This is a genomic window from Pseudomonas sp. MF6394 (genome assembly GCF_002018845.1).
Classification (GTDB): domain Bacteria; phylum Pseudomonadota; class Gammaproteobacteria; order Pseudomonadales; family Pseudomonadaceae; genus Aquipseudomonas; species Aquipseudomonas lactis.
Window position 1 is genome coordinate 128278 of sequence record NZ_MVOJ01000013.1, and the last position, 15318, is coordinate 143595.

Annotated in this window: 14 protein-coding genes; 10 read left to right on the plus strand and 4 right to left on the minus strand. The window is 61.0% G+C overall.

What is annotated here, in order from left to right:
• Positions 1–142: 142 nt before the first annotated feature.
• Positions 143–994, minus strand: a complete 852-nt coding sequence (locus tag MF6394_RS15695) for a glycine betaine ABC transporter substrate-binding protein (RefSeq protein WP_003233255.1) — start codon at positions 992–994, stop codon at positions 143–145.
• 332 nt (positions 995–1326) lie between these two features.
• Here MF6394_RS15695 and MF6394_RS15700 point away from each other — a divergent pair, with 332 nt between their 5' ends.
• A complete protein-coding gene (locus tag MF6394_RS15700; RefSeq protein WP_078467013.1) occupies positions 1327–2880 on the plus strand; it encodes a glycoside hydrolase family 17 protein in 1554 nt (517 codons plus the stop codon).
• 106 nt (positions 2881–2986) lie between these two features.
• On the opposite strand, the gene MF6394_RS15705 is transcribed toward MF6394_RS15700, so the two are convergent.
• Positions 2987–3355 carry a hypothetical protein gene (locus MF6394_RS15705; protein WP_014717724.1) on the minus strand — a complete coding sequence of 123 codons (369 nt, stop codon included), beginning with the start codon at positions 3353–3355 and terminating at the stop codon, positions 2987–2989.
• A gap of 233 nt (positions 3356–3588) precedes the next feature.
• Between MF6394_RS15705 and MF6394_RS15710 the strand changes: the two genes are divergently transcribed.
• Positions 3589–4887: a serine/threonine protein kinase gene (locus MF6394_RS15710; protein ID WP_044273009.1), complete on the plus strand. Its 1299-nt coding sequence runs from the start codon at positions 3589–3591 to the stop codon at positions 4885–4887.
• The gene (locus tag MF6394_RS15715; RefSeq protein ID WP_003189993.1) at positions 4880–5668 is read left to right on the plus strand and encodes an MlaA family lipoprotein; all 789 of its coding nucleotides are present in this window, start codon (positions 4880–4882) and stop codon (positions 5666–5668) included. The genes MF6394_RS15710 and MF6394_RS15715 overlap by 8 nt, the downstream gene beginning before the upstream one ends.
• Positions 5669–5724: 56 nt before the next feature.
• Here the strand turns inward: MF6394_RS15715 and MF6394_RS15720 are convergent, their stop codons facing one another.
• Positions 5725–6639, minus strand: coding sequence for a DUF808 domain-containing protein (locus tag MF6394_RS15720; protein WP_072448146.1), 915 nt, complete (start codon positions 6637–6639; stop codon positions 5725–5727).
• A gap of 134 nt (positions 6640–6773) precedes the next feature.
• Between MF6394_RS15720 and MF6394_RS15725 the strand changes: the two genes are divergently transcribed.
• Both MF6394_RS15725 and MF6394_RS15730 read left to right on the plus strand, forming a co-directional pair.
• Entirely contained in the window at positions 6774–7379 is a 606-nt protein-coding gene (locus MF6394_RS15725) for a TetR/AcrR family transcriptional regulator (RefSeq protein ID WP_003189991.1), read from the plus strand.
• Positions 7380–7592: 213 nt separating this feature from the next.
• Positions 7593–8051 (plus strand): REP-associated tyrosine transposase, encoded by a 459-nt coding sequence (locus MF6394_RS15730; protein ID WP_078467014.1) that lies wholly within the window; start codon positions 7593–7595, stop codon positions 8049–8051.
• Positions 8052–8161: 110 nt separating this feature from the next.
• Here MF6394_RS15730 and MF6394_RS15735 read toward each other — a convergent pair whose 3' ends face one another.
• Complete coding sequence (locus tag MF6394_RS15735; protein WP_044273006.1) at positions 8162–8602, minus strand: GlcG/HbpS family heme-binding protein; 441 nt, start codon at positions 8600–8602, stop codon at positions 8162–8164.
• Between the two features lie 256 nt (positions 8603–8858).
• Here MF6394_RS15735 and gcl point away from each other — a divergent pair, with 256 nt between their 5' ends.
• The 5 genes from gcl (at position 8859) to pyk (ending at position 15292) form a co-directional block, all read left to right on the plus strand.
• The gene (gene gcl / locus MF6394_RS15740) at positions 8859–10634 is read left to right on the plus strand and encodes a glyoxylate carboligase (protein ID WP_003189987.1); all 1776 of its coding nucleotides are present in this window, start codon (positions 8859–8861) and stop codon (positions 10632–10634) included.
• 10 nt (positions 10635–10644) lie between these two features.
• Entirely contained in the window at positions 10645–11427 is a 783-nt protein-coding gene (gene hyi / locus MF6394_RS15745) for a hydroxypyruvate isomerase (RefSeq protein ID WP_003189985.1), read from the plus strand.
• A gap of 128 nt (positions 11428–11555) precedes the next feature.
• Complete coding sequence (locus tag MF6394_RS15750; RefSeq protein ID WP_032892651.1) at positions 11556–12446, plus strand: 2-hydroxy-3-oxopropionate reductase; 891 nt, start codon at positions 11556–11558, stop codon at positions 12444–12446.
• 160 nt (positions 12447–12606) lie between these two features.
• Positions 12607–13887: a glycerate kinase type-2 family protein gene (locus MF6394_RS15755; RefSeq protein WP_044273004.1), complete on the plus strand. Its 1281-nt coding sequence runs from the start codon at positions 12607–12609 to the stop codon at positions 13885–13887.
• Positions 13877–15292, plus strand: coding sequence for a pyruvate kinase (gene pyk / locus MF6394_RS15760; RefSeq protein ID WP_047710419.1), 1416 nt, complete (start codon positions 13877–13879; stop codon positions 15290–15292). Before MF6394_RS15755 ends, pyk begins: the two co-directional genes overlap by 11 nt.
• Positions 15293–15318 lie beyond the last annotated feature (26 nt).

Consider the following 15318-nt stretch of genomic DNA (forward strand, 5'->3'; position numbering starts at 1 on the left):
AGATCGAGCTTAGCGAGGATTTGAAAAAAATGTAGGAGCGAGCTTGCTCGCGAAAAACGTCAACGATAACGCGTTCATTCTGGATGATCGCGGTGCCGGTGCGTTCTTCGCGAGCAAGCTCGCTCCTACAGTTGGGGCGGGGTTATTTAGCCGTCCATTCGGCAACGCGCTCGGGGTGCTTGGCTACCCAGTCCTTGGCCGCGGCGTCCGGCTTGGCGCCTTCTTGAATCGCCAGCATGACTTCACCGATTTCATCCTTGGAGGCCCACTGGAATTTCTTCAGGAAGGCCGCGACTTCCGGCGCTTTCTTCTCCAGGCCCTTGCTGCCGATGCTGTTGACCGTTTCAGCAGCACCATAAATCCCTTTTGGGTCGTCCAGGAAACGCAGTTTCCACTTGGCGAACATCCAGTGCGGCACCCAACCGGTGACCGCAATCGACTCTTGCTTGTCTTCGGCGCGGGTCAGTTCTGCGATCATCGCCGCACCCGAGCTGGCTTGCAGTTTGTAGTCCAGGCCATATTGCTTGATGGCTTCGTCGGTCTTGAGCATTACGCCTGAACCGGCGTCGATGCCGACGATCTTGTTCTTGAAGGTGGTATCGGTCTTGAGGTCTTCAATGGACTTGGCCTTGACGTACTCCGGCACGATCAAGCCGATCTTGGCGTCCTTGAAGTTGGGGCCGTAGTCGACCACCTTGTCCTTGTTCTTGGTCCAGTATTCACCGTGGGTCACCGGTAGCCAGGCGGAGAGCATGGCATCGAGTTTGCCAGTGGCAACGCCCTGCCACATGATCCCGGTGGCAACCGCTTGCAGTTTTACGTCGTAGCCGAGTTTTTGCTTGATCACCTCTGCCGCCACATGAGTGGTGGCCACGCTGTCGGACCAGCCGTCCACATAGCCGATGCTCAGGGTCTTGCTGTCGGCACTGGCCAGTGTGGAGCCCATCGCAACTACCAGAGTGGCAGCTGCGCCCAAGAGTCGTCGCATCTTCATAGTACTTCCCCGAAAGTGCTGCGCCCGACGGATGCCGAGCGACGTCAAACTGTTGTTATAGGGTGCACCGCGCCCCCTTCACGCGCATCGATCCGGTTGCTGAGGCATCAGTGGAGTACTGACAGTTTTATCTTCAACCTGCGTAGGCATTTGCCCTGCTCTGTCAGCGACCTTGGTTGAGCAAGAAACGACATCACATCGCCAGTAGGACGCTTTGTAGGCGTTATCGCCAGAATCCCGCCCGAAGTTTGCATGTCAAAATTATGCAGCCGCACTGGGCTGCGGCAAATCCGGGTAAGATGCGCGCCTTTGCTCCCCCAGATAAGCCGACCATGCCCGCGACTGCCCGCTTCCCTGCCCTGCCCTATTTCTTTGCCTTGATCCTCGGCGTGCTTGCCCTTGCCGGCTACTGGTACGGCCTCGGCCGGCCCGTGGTATTGCCGGACGTCGCCAGCGCCAGCCATAAGCTGCAATGTGCGTCCTACACACCGTTCGACAAGGACCAATCCCCGTTCGATCAGCCGTTCAGGTTACGCCCCGAGCGCATGGACGCCGACCTGGCGCTGCTCGCCACGCGCTTTGAATGCATTCGCACCTATTCCATGACCGGCCTGGAAGCCCTGCCGGACATGGCGCGCAAGCATGGGTTGAAGGTGATGGCCGGGGCCTGGGTCAGCAGTGACCCCGTGGCGACTCAAAAAGAGATCAACGAGTTGATCGCGGCGGCCAACGCCAGCCCGGACGTGGTGACCTCGGTGATCGTCGGCAACGAAGCCCTGCTGCGCAAGGAAGTCACTGCCAAACAACTGGTGGCGCTGATCCATCAGGTTAAAAGCCAGATCAAGCAGCCCGTCACCTATGCCGATGTCTGGGAGTTTTGGTTGCAACACCCGGAAATCGAGCCGGCGGTGGACTTCCTGACCATTCACCTGCTGCCGTATTGGGAAGATGAACCGTCCGGCATCGACCAGGCGCTCAAGCACGTGGGTGATGTGCGCCAGACCTTCGGCCATAAATTCGCGCCCAAGGACATCGTGATCGGTGAAACCGGCTGGCCTAGTGAGGGCCGCCAGCGCGAAACCGCCGTGCCCAGCCGGGTCAATGAAGCCAGGTTCATGCGCGGTTTCGTGGCCATGGCCGAAGCCAATGGCTGGCGCTATAACCTGATCGAAGCCTTTGACCAGCCATGGAAGCGCGCCAGTGAAGGGGCTGTGGGCGGTTACTGGGGGCTGTTCGATGCAGACCGCCAAGACAAAGGCGTTCTCGCAGGCCCTGTGACCAACGTGCCGTACTGGCCGCTGTGGCTGGGCATCGGCGGGCTCATCCTGCTTGGCACCCTGGTGCTCGGCGGCCGTGTTCGCAGCACTCGCTCAGCGTTAATACTGCCGTTGCTCGGTGCCGTGGCGGCATGTTCCATCGGCAGTTGGGCCGAACTGACCCGCGTTACCGCGCGCTTCAGCGATGAATGGGTATGGGCAGGCTTGCTGGTGGCGTTGAACCTGCTGGTGCTGGCCCAAGCCGCCCTGGCACTCAGCGCCCGCGAAGGCTGGCGTGCGCGCGGGTTCAACTGGCTGGAGCAGCGCGCCGGCTGGCTGCTGGCAATCGCCGGGTTTGCCGGTGCGGTAATGATGCTGGCGCTGGTGTTTGACCCGCGCTATCGCAGCTTCCCAAGCGCAGCGCTGGTGCTGCCGGCCCTGGTGTACCTGATACGCCCGGTGACCGGGCCGCGTCGGGAGATTGCGTTGCTGGCCTTTATCATCGGTGCCGGCATTGCGCCGCAGTTGTACCGTGAAGGGCTGTTGAATCAGCAGGCCTGGGGTTGGGCCGTGGTCAGCGTGCTGATGGTTGCGGCTTTGTGGCGTTGCTTGCGAGTGCGCAAGGTTTAACACCGCTATCGCAGGCAAGCCAGCTCCCACAGTTGACCGTGCTCACACATAGAAATGTGTGAACCCAATCAACTGTGGGAGCTGGCTTGCCTGCGATGAGGCCACATCAGGCGCCGCGCGGCTTCCTGACCAACCGCAACCCCGCAATCACCACCGCAAACACCGCAAACGTCGTGTTGTACAACGCCAGCGCCGGCAACCCGAACACCAACCCCACTACTGCCAACGCCCATCCCGCACGCCCCGGTACAAAAAAGCCCAGCACCGAGGTGATCAACGCCGCCCACCCCAGCAGCTTGAAATGAATCATCAAACCCAAATTCGAACGCACCTGGCATTCCCAGCGGCTGGCCTCATCCGCGCAGATGCCAACCCATTGCCCATCCTCCATGAAGCCATAACGTGCGGCATAACTGGCGGCCAGCCATAACGGCAGGGCAATAAGCAGCAGGATCAACGGCAAACGACGGGACATGGGGCACTCCGATAGGCAAAAACGGCGCCCAGCTTAATCCCACGGCGGCCGTTAGCAAGGTGTTCGCACAGATATCTGTTCAACAAAGCATGGCAAAGTGTATCGTCTCGCTACTATTACCCCGATTCCGACGTTTTTTCCGACTTTTCGTGCCGAGTGCTGGCACTTCGGTGACAAGGCGGTGGTCATAGCCTGCGAACTTCATTCAGCCCGTTCCTCTTAGGGATTAAGTCATGCTCCGTTCCTTGCGCTGTGCTGCCTTGCTGGGCAGCCTATTTTTGAGTGCGTCAGCACTGGCCGTCGATATCGACCAAGCCAGCTATGGCTACCCTTTGACCAACCCGTTCGAAGCGACCATCGCCACCACACCTCCCGATCTGCGGCCAACCCTGCCGACCGATGACGAGATCACCCAGTCCGACTACACCCTGACGATGCGCCCCGAGCGCGAGTTCAGCCTGCCGGACAATTTCTGGGCGGTGAAGAAACTCACCTACCGTATTGCCAAGCAGGACCGTGCTGCGCCGTTGATCTTCCTGATCGCCGGCACCGGTGCACGCTTTGACAGCAGCATCAACGAATACCTGAAAAAGCTGTATTACCAAGCCGGCTACCATGTGGTGCAGCTGTCCTCGCCGACCAGCTTCGACTTCATCAGCGCCGCTTCGCGCTTCGCCACCCCGGGCATCACCCAGGAAGACGCCGAAGACATGTACCGCGTGATGCAAGCCGTACGCGCGCAGAACGCCTCGTTGCCCGTGACCGATTTCTACCTCACCGGCTACAGCCTGGGCGCCCTGGATGCGGCGTTTGTCAGCAGGCTGGATGAGACCCGCCGCAGCTTCAACTTCAAGAAAGTGCTGCTGCTCAACCCGCCGGTCAACCTCTACACCTCGATCACCAACCTCGACAAGCTGGTACAGACCGAGGTCAAGGGCATCAACAACAGCACCACCTTCTATGAGCTGGTGCTGAGCAAACTGACGCGTTACTTCCAGCAAAAAGGCTACATCGACCTCAACGATGCCCTGCTTTATGACTTCCAGCAGTCCAAGCAGCACCTGACCAACGAACAGATGGCCATGCTGATCGGCACCTCGTTCCGCTTCTCGGCCGCCGACATTGCCTTCACTTCGGACTTGATCAACCGACGTGGCCTGATTATTCCGCCCAAGTACCCGATCACCGAAGGCACCAGCCTCACGCCGTTCCTCAAGCGTGCCCTGCAGTGTGACTTCGACTGCTACCTCACCGAACAAGTGATCCCGATGTGGCGCGCGCGTTCCGATGGCGGCAGCCTGCTGCAACTGATCGACCAGGTCAGCCTCTACGCCCTCAAGGACTACCTGCGCGACAGCCCGAAAATCGCCGTGATGCATAACGCCGACGACGTGATCCTCGGCCCTGGCGACCTGGGCTTCCTGCGTAAAACTTTCGGCGATCGCTTGACCGTCTACCCGCTGGGCGGCCACTGCGGCAACCTTAATTACCGCGTCAACGCCGACGCCATGCTGGAGTTCTTCCGTGGCTAAATATCTTCTGCTGCTCGCCGCACTGATGTGCGCAGGCGTGGCCAATGCCGACAACAGCAAGGCCCAAGAACCCGTCAAGGTCGATGCCGACGGCTTCAAGGAGCCGCTGACCAAGCTCAAGTTCAACCCAGGCTTGGACCAGCGCGAATTCGAGCGCTCCACGCTCACCGCGCTCAACGTCTACGACCCACTGGAGTCGTGGAACCGCCGCGTGTACCACTTCAACTATCGCTTCGACCAGTGGGTGTTCCTGCCGGTGGTGAACGGTTACCGCTATGTCACGCCGAGCTTTCTGCGCACCGGCGTGAGCAACTTCTTCAACAACCTGGGCGATGTGCCCAACCTGATGAACAGCTTGTTGCAGCTCAAGGGCCACCGCTCGCTGGAAACCACCGGGCGCCTGCTGGTCAACACCACCATTGGCATCGCTGGCCTGTGGGACCCGGCCACCGCCATGGGCCTGCCGCGCCAGAGCGAAGACTTCGGCCAGACCTTGGGCTTCTACGGTGTACCGGGTGGCGCCTACCTGATGCTGCCGATTTTCGGGCCGTCGAACCTGCGTGATACCGGCGGCCTGCTGGTGGACTACAGCGCCGAATCGCAGATCAACTTCCTCAACGTGTCCGAAGTCAGCTCCAACCATCCGGAAGTCTGGGCCCTGCGCGCCGTCGACAAGCGCTACCAGACCAGCTTCCGCTACGGCCAGATGAACTCGCCGTTCGAGTATGAGAAGGTGCGGTATATCTACACCGAATCGCGCAAGTTGCAGATCGCCGAGTAAACCGCAGGAAAAAAAAAAGGCCATTCGATTGAATGGCCTTTTTTATGCCTGCGGTTTCACCCTCGCAGTGCTTTCCAACCTTTACCTGCCACACTGACCACTGCCAGGACGACGGCGCCGGCAATGATCCCCGCCACCGCATTGAGCAGCGTTGGCATCAGCCACGCGAACGCGCCGGTGCTCTGGCTCACGGTTTCGATCCAGTGATGCACCACGGGCACGCCATGGGTAAGGATGCCACCACCGACCATGAACATCGCCGCCGTGCCGATCACTGACAGGCTCTTCATCATATAGGGTGCCGCGCTCAGGATCGCGCCGCCAATACTGCGCGCCACCTGGCCCGGTTTCTGCGTCAGCCACAGCCCCAGGTCGTCGAGCTTGACGATACCGGCCACCAATCCATATACGCCGATGGTCATGACAATGGCGATACCCGACAGCACGATCACCTGCTGCGTGAGCTGCGCGTCGGCGACGATGCCGAGGGTGATGGCGATGATCTCGGCGGAGAGAATGAAGTCGGTGCGGATCGCGCCCTTGATCTTGTCTTTCTCGAACGCCACCAGATCGGTTGCCGGGTCGGCCACCGCTTCAGCCAACTGTGCGTGTTCGGCTTGATCTTCAGCCTTGCTGTGCAGGAACTTGTGAGCGAGTTTTTCAAAGCCCTCGAAACACAGGTAGGCACCGCCGAGCATCAATAACGGTATCACCGCCCAGGGGGCAAAGGCGCTGATCAACAGGGCCGTCGGCACCAGGATCAGCTTGTTGATAAACGAGCCCTTGGCCACCGCCCACACCACGGGGATTTCCCGCTCGGCGCGCACGCCGGAGACCTGCTGGGCGTTCAGTGCAAGGTCATCGCCGAGCACGCCCGATGTCTTCTTGGCGGCCATTTTTGTCATCAGCGCAACGTCATCGAGTACCGCGGCGATATCGTCGATCAACACCAATAAGCTGCTTCCTGCCATGAACCGGACTTCCGTTAGAGAGAGATGGCGCGAGCATAGCGCGGCGCAAGGCCTTGTGGGCAGATTGTTGAGGCCTGCGGATGGCCGGTGCTACCATGCGCAACCGCCTGTCATGGCAAGGAAACGTCTGGTTTATGAGCAGCATTCGCGAGCGCAACAAAGAAAAAATCCTGCGGGCGGCGAGCGAGGAGTTTGCCGACAAGGGCTTCGCCGCGACCAAAACCAGCGACATCGCCGCCAAGGCCGGGCTGCCCAAGCCCAATGTCTATTACTACTTCAAATCCAAGGACAACCTCTACCGCGAGGTGCTCGAAAGCATCATCGAGCCGATCCTGGCCGCCTCTACGCCGTTCAACCCCGACGGCGAGCCCAAGGAAGTGTTGAGCAACTACATCCGTTCCAAAATCCGCATCTCCCGCGACCTGCCGTTCGCCTCCAAGGTGTTCGCCAGCGAAATCATGCACGGCGCCCCACACCTGAGCGCCGATCAGGTTGAACAGCTCAATGCCCAGGCCAAGCACAATATCGACTGCATCCAGAGCTGGGTTGACCGTGGCCTGATCGCAGCGATTGACCCCAACCACCTGATGTTCAGCATCTGGGCAGCCACCCAGACCTATGCCGATTTCGACTGGCAGATCTCGGCAGTGACCGGCAAGGCCAAGCTGGATGAAGCCGATTATGAGGCGGCGGCGCAGACGATTATTCGGTTGGTACTCAAGGGGTGTGAGCCGGACTGATAGACCGCGGCGCCTGTAAAATTCGCGAGCAAGCCCGCTCCCACAGGTAGGTACAAAGCCAGACACACATTGTATAAACCGCACAAATCCCCCTATGGGAGCGGGCTTGCTCGCGAAAGCGCCCTCCCAGACACATCCTGCCAAAAGTCCACAGATCAGCCTCAGCCACCAAGATCTAGCCTCTCAGAACCCCATCTGAAGAGAGGCCAAGGAATGCCTGATCGAGCTACATCACACCGCCTGCGTATCGGCAGATTCAGCGAGTCCAACCGCATCTATCTGATCACCACCAACACCCATGAACGTGTGCCGATGTTCAATGACTTTCATCTGGGTCGCTTGGTCGTCTGGCAATTCAGACTCGCCCAATACCAAAGGTTGGCACACTCTCTGGCTTGGGTGGTGATGCCCGACCACTTCCACTGGCTGATCGAACTGCAACAAGGCTCGCTGGGAGATCTAATGTGTCAGGTGAAATCCAAAAGTACCCGTAGCGTAAACGGCGCTACCGGCCGCAAGGGTCGACTATGGCAAACCAGCTTTCATGACCGGGCCCTGCGCAAAGAAGATGACTTGGTAAAAATGGCCAGGTATGTGGTTGCCAATCCCCTGAGAGCTGGGCTGGTAAAGCGGATTGGCGACTATCCGCTGTGGGATGCCGTTTGGGTATAGCGCCAAGACCGAGGCGCCCCTTTCGCGAGCAAGCCCGCTCCCACATTTGGAACGCATTCCCCTGTGGGAGCGGGCTTGCTCGCGAAGAGGCCCGATCCATCAGCCCCGATTCAAGCCGACACCCCCGCATCCGCCAGCAACCCCACCCCCTCTATCGCCGTGATCGCACACTGTTCGTCAATATCGGACGTGTCCCCGCTGATCCCGATCGCGCCCAGCACCACGCCGCTCTGATCCCGAATCAACACCCCACCCGGCGCCGGCACGACGCTGCCCTGCCCCAGGCTGTTCAACGCGGCGATAAACGCCGGGCGCTGTTGGGCGTCCAGTGCCAGCAAACGTGAGCCCTTGCCCAGGGCGATGGCGCCCCAGGCCTTGCCGATGGCGATTTGCGGGCGTAGCAGGCTGGCACCGTCTTCGCGTTGCAGGGTGACCAGGTGGCCGCCGCTGTCGAGCACGGCGATGGTCAGGGGCGCAGCCGAAATAGTGCGGCCTGCGGTAAGGGCCTGGGTGGCCAGTTGGGTGGCGAGTTTCAAGGTTAAAGCGCTCATAGGTGCCGTCCTTATCTTGTTATGGGTAAAGCGGTGAGGTCTGTTTGATCAGATGCTCGATCACACAAATAGAACACAATGACATTTGTTTTTGTATACAATATTTTCCAACAAAGGCTCCATACGTCGAAAAAAGCGCTCCCGACGAACGCCAATGTCAGTTTACGAAAGGCATTGACCAACGCAGCTCGGCGTGAATACACTTTGGACAGACACCACTTGTATACAATTACAAAACGCAAGAGGCACCAAAACCATGAGCAAAATGAGAGCAATCGAAGCCGCCGTCCTGGTGATGCGCCGTGAAGGTGTGGATACCGCCTTCGGTATCCCAGGCGCCGCGATCAACCCGCTGTATTCGGCCTTGCAGAAGGTGGGTGGCATCGATCACGTCCTTGCTCGCCACGTTGAAGGCGCCTCGCACATGGCCGAGGGCTACACCCGCACCAAGGCCGGCAATATCGGCGTGTGCATCGGCACGTCGGGCCCGGCGGGTACCGACATGGTCACCGGCCTGTACAGCGCCTCGGCCGACTCGATCCCGATCCTGTGCATCACCGGCCAAGCCCCTCGCGCCCGGATGCACAAGGAAGACTTCCAGGCCGTGGACATCACCAGCATCGTCAAGCCAGTCACCAAGTGGGCAACCACGGTGCTGGAACCCGGCCAAGTGCCTTACGCGTTCCAGAAAGCCTTCTATGAAATGCGCTCTGGCCGCCCCGGCCCGGTATTGATCGATCTGCCCTTCGACGTACAGATGGCCGAGATCGAATTCGACATCGACGCCTACCAGCCACTGCCCCTGGCCAAGCCGCTGGCGACCCGTGTGCAGGTGGAAAAAGCCCTGGCCCTGCTCGATGCAGCCGAACGCCCCTTGCTGGTGAGCGGCGGCGGCGTGATCAACGCCGATGCCAGCGAGCTGCTGGTGGAGTTCGCTGAGTTGACCGGCATTCCGGTGATCCCGACCCTGATGGGCTGGGGCACGATCCCGGACGACCACCCGCTGATGGTGGGCATGGTCGGCCTGCAAACCTCGCACCGCTACGGCAACGCGACGATGCTCAAGTCGGACGTGGTGCTGGGCATCGGCAACCGCTGGGCCAACCGTCACACCGGTTCGGTCGAGGTGTACACCGAGGGCCGTAAATTCATTCACGTCGACATCGAACCGACCCAGATCGGCCGCGTGTTCACGCCGGACTTGGGCATCGTTTCCGACGCCGGCTCCGCGCTGACAATGTTCATCGAAGTGGCCCGCGAGTGGAAAGCCGCCGGCAAGCTCAAGGACCGCAGTGCCTGGTTGCATGACTGCCAACAACGCAAGGCCACCCTGCACCGCAAAACCCACTTCGACAACGTACCGGTCAAGCCGCAGCGCGTGTACGAAGAGATGAACCAGGTGTTCGGCAAAGACACCTGCTACGTCAGCACCATCGGTTTGTCGCAGATTGCCGGCGCGCAATTTTTGCATGTGTACAAGCCACGTCACTGGATCAACTGCGGCCAGGCCGGCCCATTGGGCTGGACCATTCCGGCAGCGCTGGGCGTGGTCAAGGCCGACCCGAGCCGCAAAGTGGTGGCCTTGTCGGGCGACTATGACTTCCAGTTCATGATCGAAGAACTGGCGGTGGGCGCGCAGTTCAAGCTGCCCTACATCCACGTGGTGGTGAACAACTCTTACCTGGGCCTGATCCGCCAGGCCCAGCGTGGGTTCGAGATGGACTACTGCGTGCAGCTGTCCTTCGACAACCTCAACGCCCCGGAACTCAACGGCTACGGCGTCGACCATGTGGCGGTTGCCGAGGGCCTGGGTTGCAAGGCCCTGCGTGTGTTCGAGCCGGGCCAGATCCAACCGGCCTTGCGCCGCGCCCAAGAGATGATCGAAGAATTCAAGGTGCCGGTGATCGTTGAGATTATTCTGGAACGGGTGACCAATATTTCCATGGGCACCGAGATCAACGCCGTCAATGAATTCGAAGATCTGGCCCTGGTCGGCAACGATGCGCCGACTGCCATTTCCCTGCTCGATTAAGGAGAACCCTATGCCGCGCTTTGCTGCCAACCTGTCCATGTTGTTTACCGAACAGGACTTCCTTGCCCGCTTCAAAGCGGCTGCCGATGCCGGTTTCCAAGGCGTGGAGTACCTGTTCCCGTATGAATTCAGCTCTGCCGACATCAAGGCGCAGCTGGACGCCAACGGCCTGACCCAGGTGTTGTTCAACCTGCCAGCCGGTGACTGGGCCAAGGGCGAGCGCGGCCTGGCGTGCCACCCGGACCGGGTCGAGGAGTTCCGTGCCGGGGTCAAGCTGGCTATCGCCTATGCCCAGGTATTGGGCAACACCCAGGTCAACTGCCTGGCGGGTATCCGGCCACAAGGCGTCGATGACGAGACCGTAGAAAAGACTTTCGTCGCCAACCTCAAGTACGCCGCCGAGAAGCTGCAGGCGGCGGGTATCAAGCTGGTGATGGAGATGATCAACACCCGCGACATTCCAGGCTTCTACCTCAACAACACGGCTCAGGCCCTGTCGATTCGCGAGCAAGTGGGCAGCGCCAACCTGTTCCTGCAATACGACATCTACCACATGCAAATCATGGAAGGTGACCTGGCGCGGACCATGGCGACGCACCTGGGCGAGATCAACCATATCCAGCTGGCGGACAACCCAGGGCGCAACGAGCCAGGCACCGGTGAGATCAACTACCGCTTCCTGTTCGAGCATCTGGACCGCATTGGTTACGCCGGTTGGGTCGGCTGTGAGTACAAGCCGTTGACCACTACCGAGGCAGGTTTGGGTTGGCTCAAGACCCATAACGCCATCTGACAACTGACACCACACCAAACAATGTGGGAGCTGGCTTGCCTGCGACGCAGGCACCTCGGTGTATCAGGCATACCCGGCTGATGCCATCGCAGGCAAGCCAGCTCTCACATTAAAAGAGGATTTTGATCATGGCTAAAATCGGATTTATCGGCACCGGCATCATGGGCCAACCCATGGCCGCCAACCTGCAGAAAGCAGGTCATCAACTGTTTCTCTCTGAACATCACGGCAAGGCACCGGCTGAACTGATCAGCGCCGGCGCCGTGGCCCTGGCCAACCCGCAACAAGTGGCCCAGGAAGCCGAGTTCATCATCGTCATGGTGCCCGACACCCCACAAGTCGATGACGTGCTGTTCCGCGCCGACGGCGTGGCTGCGGGCCTGTCACCGAACAAGGTGGTGATCGACATGAGCTCGATCTCCCCGACCGCCACCAAAGCATTCGCCGCCAAGGTCAACCAGGCCGGCGCGCAGTACCTGGACGCCCCGGTGTCCGGTGGTGAAGTCGGCGCCAAGGCCGGCACCTTGAGCATCATGGTCGGCGGCGAACCGCAGACGTTTGAACGCGCGCTGCCGCTGTTCCAGAGCATGGGCAAGAACATCACCCTGGTGGGCGGCAATGGCGATGGCCAGACCGCCAAGGTCGCCAACCAGATCATCGTCGCGCTGAACATCCAGGCGGTGGCCGAAGCGTTGCTGTTCGCCGCCAAAAACGGCGCCGACCCAGCCAAGGTGCGTGAAGCGCTGATGGGTGGCTTTGCATCGTCCAAGATCCTGGAAGTGCACGGCGAGCGCATGATCAAGGGCACCTTCGACCCAGGTTTCCGCATCAACCTGCACCAGAAGGACCTGAACCTGGCCCTGGCCGGCGCCAAGGAACTGGGGATCAACCTGCCGAACACCGCCGGCACCCAGCAAGTGTTCAGCACCTGCACCGCAATTGGCGGCGGCAACTGGGACCACTCGGCACTGATCAAGGGCCTGGAGCATATGGCGAACTTCTCGATTCGCGATAAATAACCCAGCTTGAAATGCACTCCAGTGTGGGAGCTGGCTTGCCTGCGATAGCGGTCTCTGAGTGACAGACCAGGTGCCTGCCCCACCGCTATCGCAGGCAAGCCAGCTCCCACCTTTGAATGTGCTGCACCTCTAATAACAAGAATCCCCCGGGAGCCCGCTTATGTCGGTCGATCCGCAACACCTGCTTCGCGAGCTGTTTGCCACAGCCATCGACGCCGCCCACCCCCGGCAAGTCCTCGAACCCTACCTGCCTGCCGACCGCAGTGGCCGTGTGATCGTGATCGGCGCCGGCAAGGCCGCGGCCGCCATGGCGCTGGTCGTCGAAGACTGTTGGCAGGGCGAAGTTTCGGGCCTGGTAGTTACCCGTTACGGCCACGGCGCGCCGTGCAAAAAAATCGAAGTGGTCGAAGCCGCCCACCCGGTTCCGGATGCAGCCGGCCTGGCCGTGGCCCAGCGCGTGCTGGAACTGATCAGCCATCTGGGTGAAGACGACCGCGTGATCTTCCTGCTCTCCGGCGGTGGCTCGGCATTACTGGCCCTGCCCGCCGAGGGCATCACTCTGGCCGACAAGCAAACCATCAACAAAGCCCTGCTTAAATCCGGCGCCACCATTGGCGAGATGAATTGCGTGCGCAAGCACCTCTCGGCCATCAAGGGCGGGCGCTTGGCCAAGGCCGCGTGGCCGGCCACGGTGTACACCTACGCGATCTCCGACGTGCCGGGTGACCAGGCGACGGTGATTGCCTCGGGCCCGACCGTCGGCGACCCGAGTACCTCGCAACAGGCACTCGCGATCCTCAAGCGCTACCAGATCGACGCCCCTGCTTCGGTGCGCAGTTGGTTGCAGAACCCGGCCTCGGAAACCGTCAAGCCCGGCGACCCGGTGCTTGCCCGCAGCCACTTCCAATTGATCGCCCGCCCGCAGCAATCCCTGGAAGCAGTGGCAGTAAAAGTGCGCCAGGCCGGTTTCAGCCCGCTGATCCTCGGTGATCTGGAAGGCGAAGCCCGCGATGTGGCCAAGGTACACGCCGGCATCGCCCGGCAGATCGTGCAGCACGGCCAGCCACTGGCGGCGCCGTGCGTGATTCTTTCGGGGGGCGAAACCACCGTCACCGTACGCGGCGACGGCCGTGGCGGGCGTAATGCGGAATTCCTCTTGAGCCTCACCGACAGCCTCAAGGGCCTGCCCGGCGTGTACGCCCTGGCCGGCGATACCGATGGCATCGACGGTTCGGAAGACAACGCCGGCGCGATCATGACCCCCTGCAGCTACCGCCGTGCCGAAGCCCTGGGCCTGTCGGCCAGTGATGAGCTGGACAACAACAACGGCTACGGCTATTTCGCCGCCCTGGGCGACTTGATCGTCACCGAGCCGACGCGCACCAACGTCAACGACTTCCGCGCCATCCTGATCCTTGAGACTGCCAACCATGACGCCTGACAAGAAGGTCAAAATCCTCGCCACGCTGGGCCCGGCCACCGATGGTATCGACGACATCCGCGAGCTGGTGGAGGCCGGGGTGAATATCTTCCGCCTCAACTTCAGCCACGGCGACCACGCCGACCATGCCCAGCGCTACCAGTGGATTCGCCAGGTCGAGCGCCAGCTCAACTACCCGCTCGGCATCCTCATGGACCTGCAAGGGCCGAAGCTGCGGGTGGGACGCTTTGCCGAGGGCAAGGTGCAGCTCGTACGCGGCCAGGCCCTGCGCCTGGACCTGGATGAAACCCTGGGCGACCAACGCCGGGTCAACCTGCCCCACCCGGAAATCATCGCGGCCCTGGAGCCGGGCATGGACCTGCTGCTCGACGACGGCAAGCTGCGCCTGCGCGTGATTACCAAGCATGCCAACGCCATCGACACCACCGTGCTCAATGGCGGCGAACTGTCTGACCGCAAAGGTGTGAACGTCCCACAAGCGCTGTTGGAACTGAGCCCACTTACCGCCAAGGACCGTCGCGACCTCAGCTTTGGCCTGGAACTGGGTGTGGACTGGGTAGCACTGTCGTTTGTGCAGCGCCCGGAAGACATCCGCGAAGCCCGCGAGCTGATCGGCGATAAAGCGTTTTTGATGGCCAAGATCGAAAAGCCTTCGGCGGTGCAACGGCTGCGCGAAATCGCCGAATTGAGCGACGCGATCATGGTGGCCCGGGGAGATTTGGGCGTGGAAGTGCCGGCCGAGAGCGTGCCGCAGATCCAGAAAGACATCATCAGCACCTGCCGCCAACTGGGTAAGCCGGTGGTGGTGGCCACGCAGATGCTCGAATCCATGCGCTTCTCGCCGGCACCCACCCGCGCCGAAGTCACCGATGTCGCCAATGCAGTGGCTGAAGGTGCGGACGCGGTGATGCTGTCGGCCGAAACCGCTTCGGGCGAGTACCCACTGGAAGCGGTGCAGATGATGAGCAAGATCATCCGCCAGGTGGAAAACGGCCCGGACTACCAGGCCCAGCTGGACGTCAGCCGGCCCAAGGCGGATGCCACGGTGTCGGACGCCATCAGCTGTGCGATCCGCCGTATCAGCAGCATCCTGCCGGTGGCGGTGCTGGTGAATTACAGCGAGTCCGGCAGTTCCAGCTTGCGCGCGGCGCGGGAACGGCCGGTGGCGCCGATCCTCAACCTCACGCCCAACCTGTCCACGGCGCGACGCCTGAGCGTGGCGTGGGGCGTGCATTCGGTGGTCAATGATCGGCTGCGCCAGGTGGATGAGGTGTGTTCCACCGCGCTGGAAATTGCCCAGGCCCAGGGCATGGCGCAGCGTGGCGATACCTTGGTGATTACCGCGGGGGTGCCGTTCGGGCAGCCGGGGTCGACCAATTCGCTGCGTATCGAAACCCTACTGTAGGAGCGAGCTTGCTCGCGAAGAACGTC

Coding starts and splice junctions, on each gene's coding strand:
- MF6394_RS15695 (WP_003233255.1), bottom strand. CDS start 994: ATGAAGATGCGACGACTCTTGGGCGCAGCTGCCACTCTGGTAGTTGCG.
- MF6394_RS15700 (WP_078467013.1), top strand. CDS start 1,327: ATGCCCGCGACTGCCCGCTTCCCTGCCCTGCCCTATTTCTTTGCCTTG.
- MF6394_RS15705 (WP_014717724.1), bottom strand. CDS start 3,355: ATGTCCCGTCGTTTGCCGTTGATCCTGCTGCTTATTGCCCTGCCGTTA.
- MF6394_RS15710 (WP_044273009.1), top strand. CDS start 3,589: ATGCTCCGTTCCTTGCGCTGTGCTGCCTTGCTGGGCAGCCTATTTTTG.
- MF6394_RS15720 (WP_072448146.1), bottom strand. CDS start 6,639: ATGGCAGGAAGCAGCTTATTGGTGTTGATCGACGATATCGCCGCGGTA.
- MF6394_RS15725 (WP_003189991.1), top strand. CDS start 6,774: ATGAGCAGCATTCGCGAGCGCAACAAAGAAAAAATCCTGCGGGCGGCG.
- MF6394_RS15730 (WP_078467014.1), top strand. CDS start 7,593: ATGCCTGATCGAGCTACATCACACCGCCTGCGTATCGGCAGATTCAGC.
- MF6394_RS15735 (WP_044273006.1), bottom strand. CDS start 8,602: ATGAGCGCTTTAACCTTGAAACTCGCCACCCAACTGGCCACCCAGGCC.
- gcl (WP_003189987.1), top strand. CDS start 8,859: ATGAGCAAAATGAGAGCAATCGAAGCCGCCGTCCTGGTGATGCGCCGT.
- hyi (WP_003189985.1), top strand. CDS start 10,645: ATGCCGCGCTTTGCTGCCAACCTGTCCATGTTGTTTACCGAACAGGAC.
- MF6394_RS15750 (WP_032892651.1), top strand. CDS start 11,556: ATGGCTAAAATCGGATTTATCGGCACCGGCATCATGGGCCAACCCATG.
- MF6394_RS15755 (WP_044273004.1), top strand. CDS start 12,607: ATGTCGGTCGATCCGCAACACCTGCTTCGCGAGCTGTTTGCCACAGCC.
- pyk (WP_047710419.1), top strand. CDS start 13,877: ATGACGCCTGACAAGAAGGTCAAAATCCTCGCCACGCTGGGCCCGGCC.